The organism is Enterobacter sp. SLBN-59 (genome assembly GCF_024807915.1).
Taxonomy (GTDB): domain Bacteria; phylum Pseudomonadota; class Gammaproteobacteria; order Enterobacterales; family Enterobacteriaceae; genus Enterobacter; species Enterobacter asburiae_B.
Genome location: NZ_JANUFI010000001.1, coordinates 369802 through 385258 on the forward strand (window position 1 = coordinate 369802; position 15457 = coordinate 385258).

Annotated in this window: 16 protein-coding genes; all 16 read left to right on the forward strand. The window is 55.5% G+C overall.

Features of this window, described 5'->3' with window-relative positions; genetic code table 11:
* The first annotated feature begins 280 nt into the window (after positions 1-280).
* The 16 genes from M2422_RS01740 to M2422_RS01815 all read left to right on the forward strand — a co-directional run bounded on the left by M2422_RS01740 (position 281) and on the right by M2422_RS01815 (position 15392).
* Positions 281-775 carry a hypothetical protein gene (locus M2422_RS01740; protein ID WP_033145802.1) on the forward strand — a complete coding sequence of 165 codons (495 nt, stop codon included), beginning with the start codon at positions 281-283 and terminating at the stop codon, positions 773-775.
* Between the two features lie 23 nt (positions 776-798).
* The gene (tssJ, locus tag M2422_RS01745; protein WP_023312162.1) at positions 799-1302 is read left to right on the forward strand and encodes a type VI secretion system lipoprotein TssJ; all 504 of its coding nucleotides are present in this window, start codon (positions 799-801) and stop codon (positions 1300-1302) included.
* Between the two features lie 28 nt (positions 1303-1330).
* The gene (gene tssK / locus M2422_RS01750) at positions 1331-2674 is read left to right on the forward strand and encodes a type VI secretion system baseplate subunit TssK (RefSeq protein ID WP_064672694.1); all 1344 of its coding nucleotides are present in this window, start codon (positions 1331-1333) and stop codon (positions 2672-2674) included.
* Between the two features lie 17 nt (positions 2675-2691).
* On the forward strand, positions 2692-3930 hold the full coding sequence (locus M2422_RS01755; RefSeq protein WP_259139639.1) for a DotU family type VI secretion system protein: 1239 nt from the start codon (positions 2692-2694) through the stop codon (positions 3928-3930).
* Between the two features lie 2 nt (positions 3931-3932).
* Entirely contained in the window at positions 3933-7553 is a 3621-nt protein-coding gene (gene tssM, locus M2422_RS01760; protein WP_064672692.1) for a type VI secretion system membrane subunit TssM, read from the forward strand.
* Positions 7554-7569: 16 nt separating this feature from the next.
* Positions 7570-8286, forward strand: coding sequence for a type VI secretion system-associated protein TagF (tagF, locus tag M2422_RS01765; protein WP_023312158.1), 717 nt, complete (start codon positions 7570-7572; stop codon positions 8284-8286).
* Between the two features lie 11 nt (positions 8287-8297).
* Positions 8298-9314 carry a type VI secretion system protein TssA gene (gene tssA / locus M2422_RS01770; RefSeq protein ID WP_064672691.1) on the forward strand — a complete coding sequence of 339 codons (1017 nt, stop codon included), beginning with the start codon at positions 8298-8300 and terminating at the stop codon, positions 9312-9314.
* 75 nt (positions 9315-9389) lie between these two features.
* The gene (gene tssB / locus M2422_RS01775) at positions 9390-9914 is read left to right on the forward strand and encodes a type VI secretion system contractile sheath small subunit (RefSeq protein ID WP_008502644.1); all 525 of its coding nucleotides are present in this window, start codon (positions 9390-9392) and stop codon (positions 9912-9914) included.
* A 3-nt stretch (positions 9915-9917) separates the two neighbouring features.
* Complete coding sequence (gene tssC, locus M2422_RS01780; protein ID WP_014884232.1) at positions 9918-11417, forward strand: type VI secretion system contractile sheath large subunit; 1500 nt, start codon at positions 9918-9920, stop codon at positions 11415-11417.
* Between the two features lie 256 nt (positions 11418-11673).
* A complete protein-coding gene (locus M2422_RS01785; RefSeq protein WP_231113493.1) occupies positions 11674-12174 on the forward strand; it encodes a T6SS amidase immunity protein Tai4 family protein in 501 nt (166 codons plus the stop codon).
* Between the two features lie 179 nt (positions 12175-12353).
* On the forward strand, positions 12354-12836 hold the full coding sequence (locus M2422_RS01790; protein ID WP_008502640.1) for a type VI secretion system tube protein Hcp: 483 nt from the start codon (positions 12354-12356) through the stop codon (positions 12834-12836).
* A 57-nt stretch (positions 12837-12893) separates the two neighbouring features.
* Positions 12894-13436: a hypothetical protein gene (locus M2422_RS01795; RefSeq protein ID WP_021240381.1), complete on the forward strand. Its 543-nt coding sequence runs from the start codon at positions 12894-12896 to the stop codon at positions 13434-13436.
* Positions 13427-13834, forward strand: a complete 408-nt coding sequence (locus M2422_RS01800) for a putative T6SS immunity periplasmic lipoprotein (protein WP_064672688.1) — start codon at positions 13427-13429, stop codon at positions 13832-13834. The genes M2422_RS01795 and M2422_RS01800 overlap by 10 nt, the downstream gene beginning before the upstream one ends.
* Before the next feature lie 111 nt (positions 13835-13945).
* Positions 13946-14299, forward strand: a complete 354-nt coding sequence (locus M2422_RS01805; protein WP_064672687.1) for a T6SS amidase immunity protein Tai4 family protein — start codon at positions 13946-13948, stop codon at positions 14297-14299.
* A gap of 188 nt (positions 14300-14487) precedes the next feature.
* Positions 14488-14886, forward strand: a complete 399-nt coding sequence (locus tag M2422_RS01810; protein WP_064672686.1) for a hypothetical protein — start codon at positions 14488-14490, stop codon at positions 14884-14886.
* A 98-nt stretch (positions 14887-14984) separates the two neighbouring features.
* Positions 14985-15392: a hypothetical protein gene (locus M2422_RS01815; RefSeq protein WP_064672685.1), complete on the forward strand. Its 408-nt coding sequence runs from the start codon at positions 14985-14987 to the stop codon at positions 15390-15392.
* The last annotated feature ends 65 nt before the right edge of the window (positions 15393-15457 follow it).

Here is a 15457-nt window from a genome sequence, read left to right on the forward strand (position 1 = left end):
GGGTTTTTTCATAGGATTAATCCTATAATTTTCCGACTGCTTCATTTACCAACAGTTACGTACCGGTAAATATTGAATTGAGACGAAGCTCATGTAAACTTGTTTACCGTTTGTCAAAATATGTCAGGAAGACACTGGGCCTTATTCTGAAGGGCTCGTGCGGTAGCTATGCCCTTAAAATAGTAACGCCCCGAAAATATCCTGGCTATTTTAACAATAGCACCTAAGTCAAACTTCACTCCCTTATCTTCATCATCGAAATATCGCTACGGAAAAGCATATGAAAATGCGCGTACTGTTTTCACTTCTGTTTGTAATGGCGGTGGCGGGCTGTAAAGCGCCGCAGAAACCTGTGATCAACGACGATACGATCGAGACCAGCCAGGTCAACGGCGTGACCTTAACCCACCGTCACGCTGTGACGCCGCCGGCGGAGTTCAACCCGGTCAACGAACCGTATCGCGCCATGTATCCAGCCTCCCTGATGAGCCGTCCTGACTTCGGCGGCAAAGTTATCCGCACTCTCGACACCGGAAAAACGTACGTGGTGCTGGGTCAGGTTGAACATTACTGGATGGCGCTTGCCGATGAAGGCAACGATCAGCTGATTGGTTACGTCCCGATGCGCGCCGTGATCAAGGCCGACCTGTACGACGCCGCCGTGCGTAAACAGGCCATTCGTCCGAAGGCGCGTAAAAAAGCGACCTGTGTCGACGTCGATGGCAACAGCAAAGCCTGCAAAGACAGCGCTAACGGTACCTGGATCCTGAACTAAACGGCTTGCATGAGCGCATTTTTATGAATAATAAAAATTTTCATAAGCTGTGGTTATTCTTTTACGCGGTGATTTTCGCCCTGGTCAGTGGTTGTACGTCGTCTTCACACAGCGACCCCTCCCGCTACAATCTGCAGTTTCAGGCTCATCCACAAATCAACGAATCTGCGCCGCTTAAGGTCCGGGTGTTGTTGCTGAAATCCGATGCGGATTTCATGTCCAGCGACTTCTACTCCCTGCAGAACAACGCGTCAGCCACGCTTGGCGCGAATCTGCTGAACAGCGACGTGTTCTTCCTGATGCCGGGACAGCTGTCCAAAACCCTCAGCGGGCAAAGCTCTCCGGAGGCCCGCTACATCGGCGTGATGGCGGAGTATCAGATGCTGGATGGCAAAAAATGGCGCGTTTCACTCCCTCTGCCTGTGCCTGGCGAAAATCATATCTACCAGTTCTGGAAATGGTCCGCGGATGAACTTCAGGCCAACGTTTTTCTCGACGTGAACGGCATTCGGGTCATCAGCCAGTAACGCGCTTCAACACAGGAAACACATCATCATGACGAAAGCAGAAAAGGTCGTCTGGACCGAGGGCATGTTCCTGCGTCCACACCATTTTCAGCGGACTGAAAGCTATCTGCTCAACCATGTTCGTGAATGGGGCGCGCTACAGCGGTCATATCTCTGGGGCTTTCTTGACGTGGAACTGGATGAAGCGATGCTTCGTCAGGGATGCATTGCCCTGAGCTACTGCTGTGGCTTGCTGCCGGACGGCACCTTTTTCCAGGTGCGTAACGGGCGCAACGGCCCTGCGCCGCTGAAAATTCCTGACAATCTCACCAACGAAAAGGTGGTGCTCGCGCTGCCGGTTCGTCGTGGCGAGAGAGAAGAGGTGATTTTTAGCGAAGAGCCGGCCTCGCTGGCGCGCTTCATCGCTTTCGAGCAAGAGGTGGAAGACGACAACGCCATGTCGGTGGGGGATGCCACCGTCCAGTTTGGCCGTCTGCGTCTGACCCTGATGCTGGAAAAAGACCTCACGGCGGAATGGACCGCCATCGGCGTGGCGTTTGTGACGGAGAAACGTAACGACAACCACGTGCGGCTCGATAACAGCTACATCCCGCCGATGCTCAACGCCAACAACAGCCCGCAGATCTACAGCATGATCAACGATATGCACGGTCTGCTGGTGCAGCGCAGCCAGCAAATTGGCGGTCGTCTGCGCCAGCCTGGCCGCTTTAACACCTCCGAACTGATTGAGTTCACGCTGCTGTCGCTGGTTAACCGTCATCTGGGCGAGGTTTCTCATTTAAAAACCCTCCCGCTGCTGCATCCGGAAACGCTCTGGCGAAGCTGGCTGCCGTTTGCGACCGAGCTCGCCACCTGGACGTCGCAGCGTACCGCCGAAAGCGTGCTGCCGATTTACGATCATGACGATCTGACTAACTGCTTCAGCAAACTGATGCTGATGCTGCGTCAGGGACTGTCGCTGGTGATGGAAGACCACGCGATCCAGCTGCCGCTTAACGAACGCTCCCACGGCCTGAACATCGCCACGGTGCCTGAAACCAGCATGGTGCGCGAGTTCGGCTTCGTGCTGGCGGTTAAAGCCAATGTGCCGGGCGAACACCTGCAAACCCATTTCCCGGCGCAGATGAAGGTCGCGCCGGTCTCGAAAATCCGCGATCTGGTTCAGCTTCAGCTGCCGGGCATTATGCTGCGCGCCATGCCGGTCGCGCCGCCGCAGATCCCGTGGCATGCCGGCTACAGCTACTTTGAACTGGAGAAGGGCAGCGAGCTGTGGCACGAGATGGATAAGTCCGGCGCATTTGCCCTGCATCTTGCAGGGGAATTCCCGGGGCTGGATATGGAGTTTTGGGCCATCCGTAGCCCGACAGAATAATAAAGCGAGCGCTTAATATGCAGGAACGACAGGACACCGGCAGTGATGCCGCGTTTACCGGAGCCAGTAGCAACAATCAGCTGGTGGCGGCCGCCAATCCGCTGCTCAACGCGATTCCGCAGATCCGTCATTCGGTCTCCCATGACGATCAGGTGGCGTTACGCCAGCGTCTGATCGATGAGATTCGCCGTTTCGAAGTCCGCTGTCAGCAGGCGGGGCTGCCCTACGAAGTGATCGTCGGGGCACGTTACTGCCTGTGTACGGCGCTCGATGAGGCCGCCGCGCTCACCCCCTGGGGCAGCAGCGGCGTCTGGTCAAGCAACGGTCTGCTGGTGACCTTCCACAACGAAACCTGGGGCGGCGAGAAGTTCTTCCAGCTGCTGGCGCGCCTGTCGCAGAACCCGCGCGAGCATATCCTGCTGCTGGAGATGATCAACTACTGCCTGCTGCTGGGCTTCGAAGGACGCTATCGGGTGCTGGATAATGGCCGCACGCAGCTTGAAACCATCAAGCAGCGGCTGTGGCAGATGATCCGCGGCGTGCGCGGCAGCTATCCGCCGCCGCTTTCTCCCCATCCGGAAGATCGTCCGGTACTGCGCAAGCTCTGGCGGCCGATGGTTCCTCTGTGGGCCTGCGTGGCGCTGGCCGGGTTTATCGCCTGCCTGTTTTATATCGTGCTTAACTGGCGCCTTGGCGATAACACCAACCCGGTGCTGGCGAAGATTTACCAGTCCCAGCTGCCGGAAACCACTATTCAGCAGCCGGCCCGTCAGCTTCCGTCGGTGCTGAACCTGCGCGGCTTCCTGAAGCCTGAAATCGAGGCGGGCCTGGTCGCGGTGAAAGACGAAGCGGATCGCAGCGTCGTTATCCTGAAGGGCGACGGGCTGTTTACCTCCGCCTCTACCGTCGTGCGTGACCGCTATGAACCGGTCATCAACCGCATTGCGCAGGCGATGAATAACGTCAGCGGCAAAATTCTGGTGGTGGGCTACAGCGACAACGTGCCGATCCGCAGCGCGCGCTTTGCCTCGAACTATGAACTCTCTCTGGAACGCGCCCGCTCGGTACAAAAAATGCTGCAGGGAAGCCTCTCTCAGCCTGGCCGCGTGAAAGCGGAAGGGCGGGGCGAGATTAACCCGGTGGCGCCGAACACGACGCCTGAAAACCGCGCCCGTAACCGCCGTGTGGAAATTACTCTGCTGGTGTCGCCTGAAAACACTCAGGCTGAGCTGAACGGATTGCCGCAAGGAAACTAAGGATGCTGACTACACTTCTTTCCATTTTGACCAACCGCATTCTGTGGAGCTTCCTCGGCGTAACGGCGCTTGCGGCGGTGATCTGGATGATTGGTCCCCTGTTGTCCATCGTGGACACCCGACCGCTTGAGTCTGAACAGAACCGCATTATCAGCATTGCCGTGGTCTATCTGCTCTGGGCGCAGGGCCACATTCTGCCGCGCCTGTACAATGCCTGGCTGAACCGCAAGCTGATGGACAAGCTCAAGGAGAACACCGCCAGCCCGGAAGCGGCGGATCCGCAGAAGCGGCTGAACAGCGAGGAGCAGATCCTCGCCAGCCGCTTTGATGAAGCCGCGCAGATGCTGAAAAAAGCGCACTTCAGCAAAGCGGGCCAGGGCGCCCAGTGGACGCAGCGCTTCAGCACGCAATATCTCTATCAGCTGCCGTGGTACGTCATTATCGGCGCGCCGGGCTCCGGTAAAACCACGGCGCTGGTTAACTCCGGGCTGCAGTTCCCGCTGGCCGATCGCTTCGGTAAGACCGCGCTGCGGGGCATTGGCGGCACGCGTAACTGCGACTGGTGGTTTACCAATGAAGCGGTGCTGCTGGACACGGCGGGCCGCTACACCACTCAGGAGAGCGAGCAGGTGCAGGACGCCGGCGAATGGCTGGAGTTCATGGGGTTACTGCGCAAGTATCGCCGCCGCCAGCCGATCAACGGCGTTATCATCACCATCAGCATTTCTGACCTGCTCACCCAGTCCGCCGAGGCGTCCCGCCAGCAGGCGGTGAACCTGCGCCAGCGTCTGTCCGAGCTGCATGAACAGCTGGGTATCCGCTTCCCGGTGTACGTGATGGTGACCAAGGCCGACCTGCTTAAAGGTTTCCGCGCCTGGTTTGCCGACTACGACAAAGCGCAGCGCGACCAGATCTGGGGCTTTACGCTGCCGTGGGAGCAAACCAAACACGCCGATTACGACCTGATGGGCAACTTCCAGCAGGAGTTTTCTCTGCTCCAGCAGCGCCTTGATGCCGGGCTGCCGGAAACCATGCTGAAAGAGCATGACGCGAAAACCCGCGCTGAAGCGTATCTCTTCCCGCAGGAGTTCGCCGCGCTGCGTCCGCTGCTGGCGGACTACCTGAGCACGGTCTTCGCCCGCTCCAACTTCGAAACCGAGTTCTCTCCGCGCGGGATCTACTTCGCCAGCGGGACGCAGGAAGGCATGCCGTTCGACCGCGTGATGGGCGAACTGAACCGCGCGCTGTCGCTGCCGGAAGGGGGAGAGGCGGATAACTGGGATTCGGTCAGCAAAGAAGCGCCTATCCCGGGGGCAAAAGGCCAGAGTTTCTTCATTAAGAACCTGCTGCAAAACGTCATCTTCCAGGAAGCCGGGATCGCGGGCGAAAACCGCTGGTGGGAGCTGCGCAACCGGGCGGTGATCTGGTCTGGCTACGCGGCGCTGCTGGCCCTGTTGGTCATCCTCGGCGGTCTGTGGCTGACCAGCTATGCCAAAAACAAGGCCTATCTGGAAGAGGTGGATGCGAAGGTGCCGCTGCTGGACCAGCAGAGCAAAGCGCTGCAGAACCAGACCCAGCGTGACCTGTTCGATCTGCTGCCGCTGCTGAACGGTCTGGTGGACCTGCCGAAAAGCGACGCGTTTGATGTAAACGATCCGCCCGTCTCCCGCCGTATGGGGCTCTACCGCGGAGATGACGTCAGCGATGCCTCGCAGTCTCTGTACCAGAAAGCGCTGGATCAGATGCTGTTGCCTGCCGTCGCTATGCACATCACCACCTGGCTGCGCAACGACAACGGTAGCGATGTGGAATATAGCTATGAAGCGCTGAAAGCCTATCAGATGCTGTATCAGCCGAAGCACTACGACGGTAAATTCCTGCATTCGTGGGTGATGCTCAACCTGCAGCGAAATCTGCCGCAGAACGTCACGAAGGCGCAGCTGCAGCAGCTTGAATGGCACCTGACGCAGCTGCTGGAACCGAAAATCCAGGCCTCGCCGTACGCGCAGGATGAATCTCTGGTGGCCCGCGAAAGAGCGATGATCGGCCAGCAGCCGCTCTCCACGCGCGTTTACGGTCGTCTCAAACGCCTGCTTGAACATGATGACAACCTCAAGCCGGTCTCCCTTTCCGATCTGGGCGGACCGCAGAGCGAGCTGGTGTTTTCACGCAAAAGCGGCAAGCCGGTGAGCGAAGGCGTGCCGGGTCTGTATACGCCGGACGGCTACTGGAAAAGCTTTAACGGCCAGATTGACAGCGTAACCACCGCCCTGCACGAGGACGATGCCTGGGTGCTGGGGGCCGCGACGGCGCAGGAAGATAAACAGCAGATCGATAACGCCGTGCGCCAGCTCTACATGCGCGATTTTATCGCGAACTGGGATCGCTTCCTCGCCGACATCCAGCTCAATAACAGCGCCGATCTTTCCCAGCGCATCAACACCGCGCGCCTGCTCTCCGGCGCAAACTCGCCTCTGCGCCGTCTGGTGCAGAACCTGAGTCAGGTCCTGACGCTGTCACGCAATGCGCCAGCGCAGGAAGATGCGGATAAAGCGCAGGCGCAGAGCAACCGCGCCACCCGCACGCTGGAAGCGCTGTTCAGCAACAATGACGCTGCGCCGACCCAGGCCGCCGTGGTCACCCAGGCACCGGAACAGCTGGTCACCGACCACTACGCGCCGATGATTGAGCTGGCGCAGCCGCTGGAGAAGGGCGGGAAGACCATCGTGTTTGATGATTTTCTCAAGCAGGTGGATGAGCTCTACCGCTACCTGACCGCCGTCCAGGACGCGGCCAACAGCGGCATGCCGGCACCGGGCGGCGAGGCGATCAGCCGCCTGCAGGCCAGCGCCGGTCGCCTGCCGGGCGGGCTGCAAACCATGTTCAGCAATATGGCGGTGGGCGCCAGCAGCGATACCCAGCGCCGCGACCTCGAAAACGTGCGTAAGCGGATTAACGTTGAGGTGGGCGGATTCTGCCGTCAGGCGATCGCCGGCCGTTACCCGCTGGTGCGCAGCGCCAGCACCGAGGTCACCCCTGACGATCTCGCGCGCATGTTTGCGCCGGGAACCGGGCTGATGGACGCTTTCTTCCGCGACAATCTGACCAATAAAGTGGATACCACGCAGGCAAACTGGCGCTTTATGCCGGGCATCGACGGTAAAACGCTGCCGGGAAGCGAAGGGCTGCTGAGACCGTTCCAGCAGGCCCAGTCGATTCGCGACGCTTTCTTTGCTAATGGCGCCACGACGCCGTCCTTCAAGGTGACGGTTCGCACCGTGCGAATGGATAACTCCATTCTGAACCTGACGCTGGATGTCGACGGCCAGCTGCTGCGCTACAGCCACGGTCCGCAGGCCGTACAGATCATGAACTGGCCGGGGCCGGGCGGCACTAACCAGGTACGCATGCAGCTGGGGCTGGCGAACGGCAGCACGGCGACGCTGGTCACCAACGGTGCCTGGGCGCTCAACCGCTTCTTCGATAAAGCGAGCACCAGCCCGGGCGCGGGTAGCCTGAGCCGTCAGGCCACCTTCAACGTCGACGGACATCAGGTCACGCTGGAGTTTGCGCCAAACAGCATTCGTAACCCGTTCCAGCTTCCCCGTTTCTCATGCCCATAACCGCAAGGACAGCCGTATGACGAATACCCCTGCGATGAACCGCTACAGCTGGTATGGCAAATTACCCAGCGCCGGAGATTTTTTGCAGCGTCGCTTTCCTGACACTTTACAGCGCCAGTGGTCACACTGGTTCCAGGTCGGCCTGCTGGCCTGGCAGCAGGAAGAGCAGCGCAGCGGCGAGCGCCAGTTTCACAAAGCGCCAGTCTGGAATTTTGTGGTACCGCCCATGCTGGGCAGCCAGATGATCCAGATGGGCTGTCTGCTGCCCGGCCGCGACAGCGTTGGCCGACAGTATCCGGTTTGCCTGCAGCTGAGCTTCGCCCCGTCAGAGTGGTCGACCAGCCTGCTCAGCCAGGCCGAAAGCTGGTACCAGCAGATTGGGCGCCTGGGGCTGCACGCGGTGCGCAACAGTTTTTCCGCCTCACAGCTGGATGAGATGCTGATGACCATTCCGGCGCCGCAGCCCGTCGAGCCGCAAAAGCGTTCCGACATCCTTGATGTGATTGGCTATGACGAGGACGGCCAGAGCACGCTGGGCTGGCCTCAGGCGGCCGAGTGTTTTGATCCGCTGCGTCAGACCAGCTACTGGTGGACCAACCGCTGCGACGGCTACCCGCTGTACACCCACGTGCACAGCGGGAACTTTACCGGGCAGCTTTTCACCCTGCTGTTCGACCCGGCAGGGGGCGCCCGTCCGGGGCGTCACGGTCTCTATCCGCCCATGTTTGAATAAGCAGGGATCTCATGAATATCGAAGAATTTCTCGCGCCAATCAGTCCCGAAAAACCCTGCGGCGAAAACCTGGAGTACGACGCCGACTTCCAGATCATGAATCAGGCAAGTCTTGGGAAAGCGGAACAGCAGTTTGGCGACACCATTATCCCGGCAGAGCCCGCTGACTGGAACACGGTGGAAAAATACGCCACCAGCCTGCTGACCCGCACCAAAGATCTTCGCGTACTGCTGGCGTTAACCCATGCCTGGACGCGCCGCCGCGGGCTGGCGGGCTACGCGGACGGATTATTGCTGGTGCAGGAGGCGATCGCCCGTTACTGGGAGACGCTCTATCCGCTGCTGGAAGAGTATGGCGAAACCGATCCGTTCTATCGCATTAACGCCCTGGCAGGGCTGAGCGATAAATCCGACCTCACCGTCGCCGTGCGAAACGCCTCGCTTCTGCGTTCAAACGGCGATGAAATTTCGCTCCGGGATGCCCAGGCCCTGCTGGACGGCAGCAAGACGGAATGCCCGGACTATCCCGGCGGCCGTCCACGGCTGATTGACGAGCTGGCCCGCGGCGACCAGCCGGGAACCGCAGCGGTTATCGTCATTAACGAACGTCTGCTGGCCATTCGCGAGCTTCTCACCGGGCATCTCGGTGAAAGCGGCGTGCCCGAGATGGAACAGCTGCTGAAAACCGTCGGGCTGGTCGCCAGCGCGTGTCAGGTAACCGACATCAGCAAGCTGCTGCCGAACCGTGAGGCGCAGGCAGAACCCCAGGCCGAGCAGCAGTCGACGGCAGCGCAGCCCGTTCAGCCGGTCGCCGACTGGCGCAGCGTGCAGATCACCAGCCGCGCCGACGCGCAGCTGATGCTGGAAAAAGCGAAGCAGTATTTTGCGCAGTACGAACCGAGCCACCCCGCACCGCTGATGATTGAACGGGTGCAGCGGCTGTCAGAACTTAACTTTATGGACATTATTCGCGACCTGGCGCCAGACGGCGTTAACCAACTTGAAAACATCTTTGGGCGCCGCGAATAACGCGTCCAGGCATTATGACGACAGGCATGGAGCCTGCCGTTTCACCTTCACCGCGCATCTTTGATGGAGAACATCATGGCAATGAGTAACAGTGGGCAGAAATTCATCGCACGTAACCGTGCCCCCCGCGTGCAGATCGAGTATGACGTAGAGATCTACGGTGCAGAACGTAAGATTCAGCTGCCGTTTGTGATGGGCGTCATGGCCGATCTGGTCGGCAAACCGGTTGAAAATCTGCCGGCCGTCGACGAGCGTAAATTCCTCGAAATCGACATCGACAACTTTGACGAACGCATGAAGGCGCTGAAGCCGCGCGTGGCGTTCCAGGTGGATAACACCCTGACCGGCGAAGGCAAGCTCAACGTGGATCTGACCTTCGACAGCATGGACGACTTCCTGCCGGATGCGGTGGCCCGCAAGGTCGAGCCGCTGAACAAGCTGCTGGAAGCGCGTACCCAGCTCTCCAACCTGCTGACCTATATGGACGGCAAAAACGGTGCGGAAGAGCTGATCGCTAAAATTCTGCAGGATCCGACGCTGCTCAAATCCCTGAGCCAGTTGCCGAAAAATGACGAAAGCGCGAAAGGTAGCGAGGAATAATCGATGAGCAACCAGACTCAACAACACGAGCAGCAGGCGGGTCAGGCGTTCAGCCAGGATGAATTCAGCGCGCTGCTGAACAAAGAGTTCCGCCCGAAAACCGATCAGGCCCGTTCAGCCGTCGAAAGCGCGGTCAAAACGCTGGCGCAGCAGGCGCTGGAAAATACCGTCACTTTCTCCAACGACACCTACCGCACCATTCAGAACCTGATCGCCGGTATCGACGAGCAGCTGTCGCAGCAGGTAAACCAGATCATTCACCACGAAGAGTTTCAGAAGCTGGAGAGCGCCTGGCGCGGTCTGAGCTACCTGGTGAACAACACTGAAACTGACGAGATGCTGAAGATCCGCTTTATGAGCATCTCCAAGCAGGAGCTGGGCCGCACCCTGAAGCGCTTCAAGGGCGTGGGCTGGGACCAGAGCCCGATCTTCAAGAAAATCTACGAGCAGGAGTACGGTCAGTTCGGCGGCGAGCCGTTTGGCTGCATCGTGGGCGACTACTACTTCGACCATAGCCCGCAGGACGTTGAGCTGCTGGGCGAAATGGCGCGCATCGGCTCTGCGGCGCACTGTCCGTTTATCACCGGTACCGCGCCGGGCGTGATGCAGATGGAGTCCTGGCAGGAGCTGGCTAACCCGCGCGACCTGACCAAGATCTTCCAGAACACCGAATACGCGGCCTGGCGTTCGCTGCGTGAATCCGAAGATGCCCGCTATCTGGGCCTGGTGATGCCGCGCTTCCTGTCGCGCCTGCCGTACGGCATTCGCACCAACCCGGTCGACAGCTTTGACTTTGAAGAGCAGACCGACGGCGCGAACCACAACAGCTACTCCTGGGCGAACGCCGCGTATGCGATGGCCGCTAACATCAACCGCTCCTTCAAAGAGTACGGCTGGTGCACCTCGATTCGCGGCGTGGAGTCCGGCGGGGCGGTGGAAAACCTGCCGTGCCACACCTTCCCGAGCGATGACGGCGGCGTGGACATGAAGTGCCCGACCGAAATCGCCATCAGCGATCGTCGTGAAGCTGAGCTGGCGAAAAACGGCTTTATGCCGCTGGTTCACCGCAAAAACTCCGACTTTGCCGCCTTCATCGGCGCGCAGTCGCTGCAGAAACCGGCCGAGTACCACGACCCGGATGCCACCGCCAACGCGCGTCTGGCCTCTCGTCTGCCGTACCTGTTCGCCTGCTGCCGCTTTGCACACTACCTGAAGTGCATCGTGCGCGACAAAATCGGCTCCTTCCGCGAGCGCGAAGAGATGGAGCGCTGGCTGAACGACTGGGTCATGAACTACGTCGACGGTGACCCGGCGAACTCCTCTCAGGAGACCAAGTCCCGTAAACCGCTGGCCGCTGCGGAAGTGCAGGTGCAGGAGATTGAAGATAACCCGGGCTACTACGCCGCGAAGTTCTTCCTGCGTCCACACTACCAGCTGGAAGGTCTGACCGTTTCCCTGCGTCTGGTTTCTAAACTGCCGTCGCTGAAGACGAAAGACGCGTGATGAGTGTAGCCGGCCCATTGGGCCGGCTACTTTTCGGTCAATACGAGATAGCTAATGAATTTGACAGTGAAAGCGTTGATACGAAAATTCATCAGCTATTTAGCCATTTATACGTTGCTAATAATTTCATTCATGCTGTTTGTGACGGTATCCGGCTACTATCTGTTTATCTTTGACTGGCCGGCAGAAGTCCCGCGAATCGCAATGCATGGATTCTTATGCACTGGACTTAATGCATTAGCGATAGGGATATACGTTGTCGCAGAAAAATGGAAAGAGAAAAGTTAGTATTTTACGCGGACTGATGCGCTGTGGGTCTTATGGCAAAGGATATAAGGTGAAACGTTTATGTTTTTTCCTCGTATTTATGACTTTTTATGTGTATTCCGGAAATAACTATCCTGATTTTTATCAGCAGCAAACATACCGGCAGGTTTTAAAAGATTTTGTTCTGGCGCGCTGCCTGGCGCAGGTAGCAGATAAAGGCAGCCATTTTTCTGCTGATGCTGCCCGCAGTGCGAGTGCATTCATTGAGTGGATTCCTTTTGATGCTGAAAATGGCACTGAGAAAATGGATGCGCTCATTGGAAAATACAAAGATCACATTAACGGCTTTCATGCCGAACGAAAGCCCGATGTAAAAGGCGTTACGTTAAATTGCCTGCGTCTTTATCATAGTGACGAACTTAACAAGCTGGTACCTCAATTAATTATCGGAAATCCTGATCGCACCTGGATTGAGGATAACCCGCAGTAGTAAAGACTTCACATTCTTTCCGTTCATTCAGGGGGAATGTAAGACTGTCAAATGACACGGGTCATTTGATATGAGGCAGAGGTAAAATATGGACGGTTTTATTCAGCCCCATGCTTTCCTGTTTGCCATATAAGTGCTTTTTCGAAAGCAATATTGTTCATCCACGAAGAGTAGATATTATGGCTATTGATATGTTTCTGAAGGTCGAGGGTGTTACGGGCGAATCTAAAGATTCTAACCACACCGGCTGGACTGATATTACCTCCTTCTCCTGGGGCGCTTCCCAGCCAGGTAATATGAGCGTTGGCGGTGGCGGCGGTGCCGGTAAAGTTAACTTCAACGACCTGCACGTTAACGCGCTGATCGACAAATCCACCACCGCTATCCTGAAACACTGCGCCAGCGGCAAACACCTGACCAAAGTTGAGCTGTCCGTCTGTAAAGCCGGCGGCCAGCAGGTGGAATACTCCCGCATCACGCTGGAAGATGTGCTGGTCACCTCTGTTCAGTACACCGGTGCAGACAACGGCGATACCGTTGGTGTGACCTATGCATTCCAGGCTGCGAAAGTGAAACAGCAGTACTGGGAGCAGACCACGTCTGGTGGTAAAGGTGCTGAAAGCAGCGCTGGCTGGAACATCAAAGAAAACAAAGAAGCGTAATTGCGTATTTGGCCGGGGAGTTTTCCCCGGTCATTATCAACCGGGAAGGAAGATAGCATGGCAAGTTTGCAGGAAGGAGGCGCCCGTCCTCTCACCATTGGCGAAATAGCACTGGCTCGCTCGGTTTTTGGTGACGCAATAAAGTACTCAGAAGTTAAAGTCCATAATAAAAGCTATTTGCCGTTTAATATGCAGTCGACAGATGTCGCAATGACTCCCAATGGTGAGCTCTATTTTCGCGAGCCGCATTATCGGGATGACTTCTCGATAGAGGTTCCGCGATATAAACACTGGTTTATTCACGAAATGGTGCATGTATTGCAGCATCAGATTGGAATGAATGTTCGAACCCGAGGCGCATTCAGTTGGGCAGCAAGTTATAATTATTCTCTGCCCCCCGATAAAAAATTATCGGACTTTGGTATGGAGCAGCAGGCTTCTATCATTTCAGATTTTTATTATTTGATAAATTACGGTCTGGGTGATTTCCGAAACATTGCAGGTTTTGAGGGAATTATCGGACCCGACCTGAAGGATAAATATCTGCAGGTATTATCGTTGTTTATTCAAAATCCTAAAGACCGGCGGGTATGGTTATGAAACAGTTACTCAGTGTTGTAGCAATCGCATTAACGGTGAGTGCCTGTGTATCTCATCCTGCACAATATAAGTCGCTTTCGGTTACGCTAAAGGACAACGAACCCTGCTTTGCTATTCCCGCTAACTCCGGGTTAGACGCGCCTGTCACCAGCCATTCGCCCACCATAATGAAACGCGCGGGAAATGAATGGAAAGCGGTATCGCCGCCGTCAACGTTTAGCCCTGAGGTGACGTTAACGACCCAACAGTGTCACCAGTGGAAGGGGATTGCGTGGCAAGCCGGAGAATATGATGTTGCTCTGAAAGTGTCAGGGAAAAACGATTCTATTCGCTATGCTGCCCGTTTCACCTTACAAGAAGGTCCTTCAGGCCAGTTTAAGCTTACGCAGACCGAATAGAATGAGTTAACCCCAAACGCCGCGGCTCACGCCCGGGCGGATGCCGATATTATCGGCATTGATGACTACTGTTTACCGGGCACCTACCAACGCAACGTTCTGGAGCATGAAATGAAACGTTTACTGCTGCTCGCGTTGGCTTTAAATGCCTCTGCTGTTTATGCCCAAACGCTGCCTGATATCAGCGCTTTTTCTCAGCAACAAATCTTTGAAAACTGGGTGCAAAACCGGTGTATCGGTAAGATTGCGGACAGCAAAGCCCTGAAAGCTGATGCCGAGGCTAGTGCCGCCGCATGGCTCGAAGCTAGCAATTTGCCTGCTGAAAATTTTGAAAAAGCAGACAAGGTGATTGCTTCTCTACTGAAAGAGAAAGTGGGTGGCACTCAGCCGGGGCATTATCAGGTTTTGAAGTGCAGCTTAATCGCCAATAGCGATGCGATTCGTCCGCTGAATGCCCTAAAATAGCATTTCACCCTTTATTTATGCGTTAGACATAAGGAGTTTTCCATGGCAAATCAGTCAAACGTTGCTCCGGGTTACTGTGTGGTACAGCAACCGGGTACGCTGGATTTCAAGGCAAGACAACTGTTTGGTAATTCACGTGAGGATTTGTAGGAGAACAAATGATAATTTAATATTTAGCGGAGAATAGCGTGATTATTGATAACATGTACTCTGCTTTTATTATCTGTGTTTTTGCCATTTTTATAATCCTTATGCTAACGTTCTATGTTGATTACCGGAAACATTCCGGTCAGGTTGATAAAATCTATGAGTTGCTAATTCAAAAGAATTTTCTCAAGGAAGAGGGTTATCAAACCTGGAAAAATCTTGGTTTTTGGGGTTTTGGTTTTCGCACTACAATTTTATCAAGGCTTGTGAAGGGCAAAAGTATAAAGTTGACGGAATCACGTTGGCTTGAGCCTCAATCTTGCAACAATGTTTTATCTGGCTTCGAATTATCCTGGATTAATTCATATAACAGAAAAGTTAAAGTTGCCACGGCTTTGTTTGTACTGCTTTTAATACTGGCGGGCGTTAATGAAATTTAATAATACATTGGAGATTTAAATATTTTTTTTGGGCTAGTGCTCGCGCTGACGCTCCGGGTATATGTAATATTATTTGCTTGGTGCTAGTTAAGGTAAATATGGATGACTTGTTTTTGTTTCTTGTTATAGTTTTGTTTATGGTTGTTGTGATGATGGATCTGCTCAGTTCTCGTTATTTCAAAAAACACGAGGCTGATTATAATCGGTTACTTTCAGACTATCGGCGCAAGGGATATGATCTGGATCTTGTAACCAACTATGCTTCTTTTTTTGGTTCGCTGGCCAATTATCAAAAAATAATCTGGTTTGTTCGCCTTTATAAAGGCGTTGAAATGAAATTCACGCGTGAAAGGCTTGTTCAGGAAGATGCTTATAAATATGTACAGTCGTTACCTGAAGAAAGAATTGGTTGGATGCTAAAATTACATCGCCGTTATAAGTTACAGGCGTTAATATTCACTCTATGGCTCATTGTTGGATTATATTTTATCACCTTCATTAAATAGTTTTGATATTCAATTTCTCAAACGCCGCCGTTCTCGCCCCGAGAGCGGCAGCGTTTGAGCGCTAA

What these genes read in the sequence shown, in the direction of transcription:
- M2422_RS01740 (WP_033145802.1), top strand. Translation starts at nt 281, where the DNA reads ATGAAAATGCGCGTACTGTTTTCACTTCTGTTTGTAATGGCGGTGGCG.
- tssM (WP_064672692.1), top strand. Translation starts at nt 3,933, where the DNA reads ATGCTGACTACACTTCTTTCCATTTTGACCAACCGCATTCTGTGGAGC.
- M2422_RS01800 (WP_064672688.1), top strand. Translation starts at nt 13,427, where the DNA reads ATGGTTATGAAACAGTTACTCAGTGTTGTAGCAATCGCATTAACGGTG.
- tssC (WP_014884232.1), top strand. Translation starts at nt 9,918, where the DNA reads ATGAGCAACCAGACTCAACAACACGAGCAGCAGGCGGGTCAGGCGTTC.
- tagF (WP_023312158.1), top strand. Translation starts at nt 7,570, where the DNA reads ATGACGAATACCCCTGCGATGAACCGCTACAGCTGGTATGGCAAATTA.
- tssJ (WP_023312162.1), top strand. Translation starts at nt 799, where the DNA reads ATGAATAATAAAAATTTTCATAAGCTGTGGTTATTCTTTTACGCGGTG.
- tssK (WP_064672694.1), top strand. Translation starts at nt 1,331, where the DNA reads ATGACGAAAGCAGAAAAGGTCGTCTGGACCGAGGGCATGTTCCTGCGT.
- M2422_RS01790 (WP_008502640.1), top strand. Translation starts at nt 12,354, where the DNA reads ATGGCTATTGATATGTTTCTGAAGGTCGAGGGTGTTACGGGCGAATCT.
- tssB (WP_008502644.1), top strand. Translation starts at nt 9,390, where the DNA reads ATGGCAATGAGTAACAGTGGGCAGAAATTCATCGCACGTAACCGTGCC.
- M2422_RS01805 (WP_064672687.1), top strand. Translation starts at nt 13,946, where the DNA reads ATGAAACGTTTACTGCTGCTCGCGTTGGCTTTAAATGCCTCTGCTGTT.
- M2422_RS01795 (WP_021240381.1), top strand. Translation starts at nt 12,894, where the DNA reads ATGGCAAGTTTGCAGGAAGGAGGCGCCCGTCCTCTCACCATTGGCGAA.
- tssA (WP_064672691.1), top strand. Translation starts at nt 8,298, where the DNA reads ATGAATATCGAAGAATTTCTCGCGCCAATCAGTCCCGAAAAACCCTGC.
- M2422_RS01815 (WP_064672685.1), top strand. Translation starts at nt 14,985, where the DNA reads ATGGATGACTTGTTTTTGTTTCTTGTTATAGTTTTGTTTATGGTTGTT.
- M2422_RS01755 (WP_259139639.1), top strand. Translation starts at nt 2,692, where the DNA reads ATGCAGGAACGACAGGACACCGGCAGTGATGCCGCGTTTACCGGAGCC.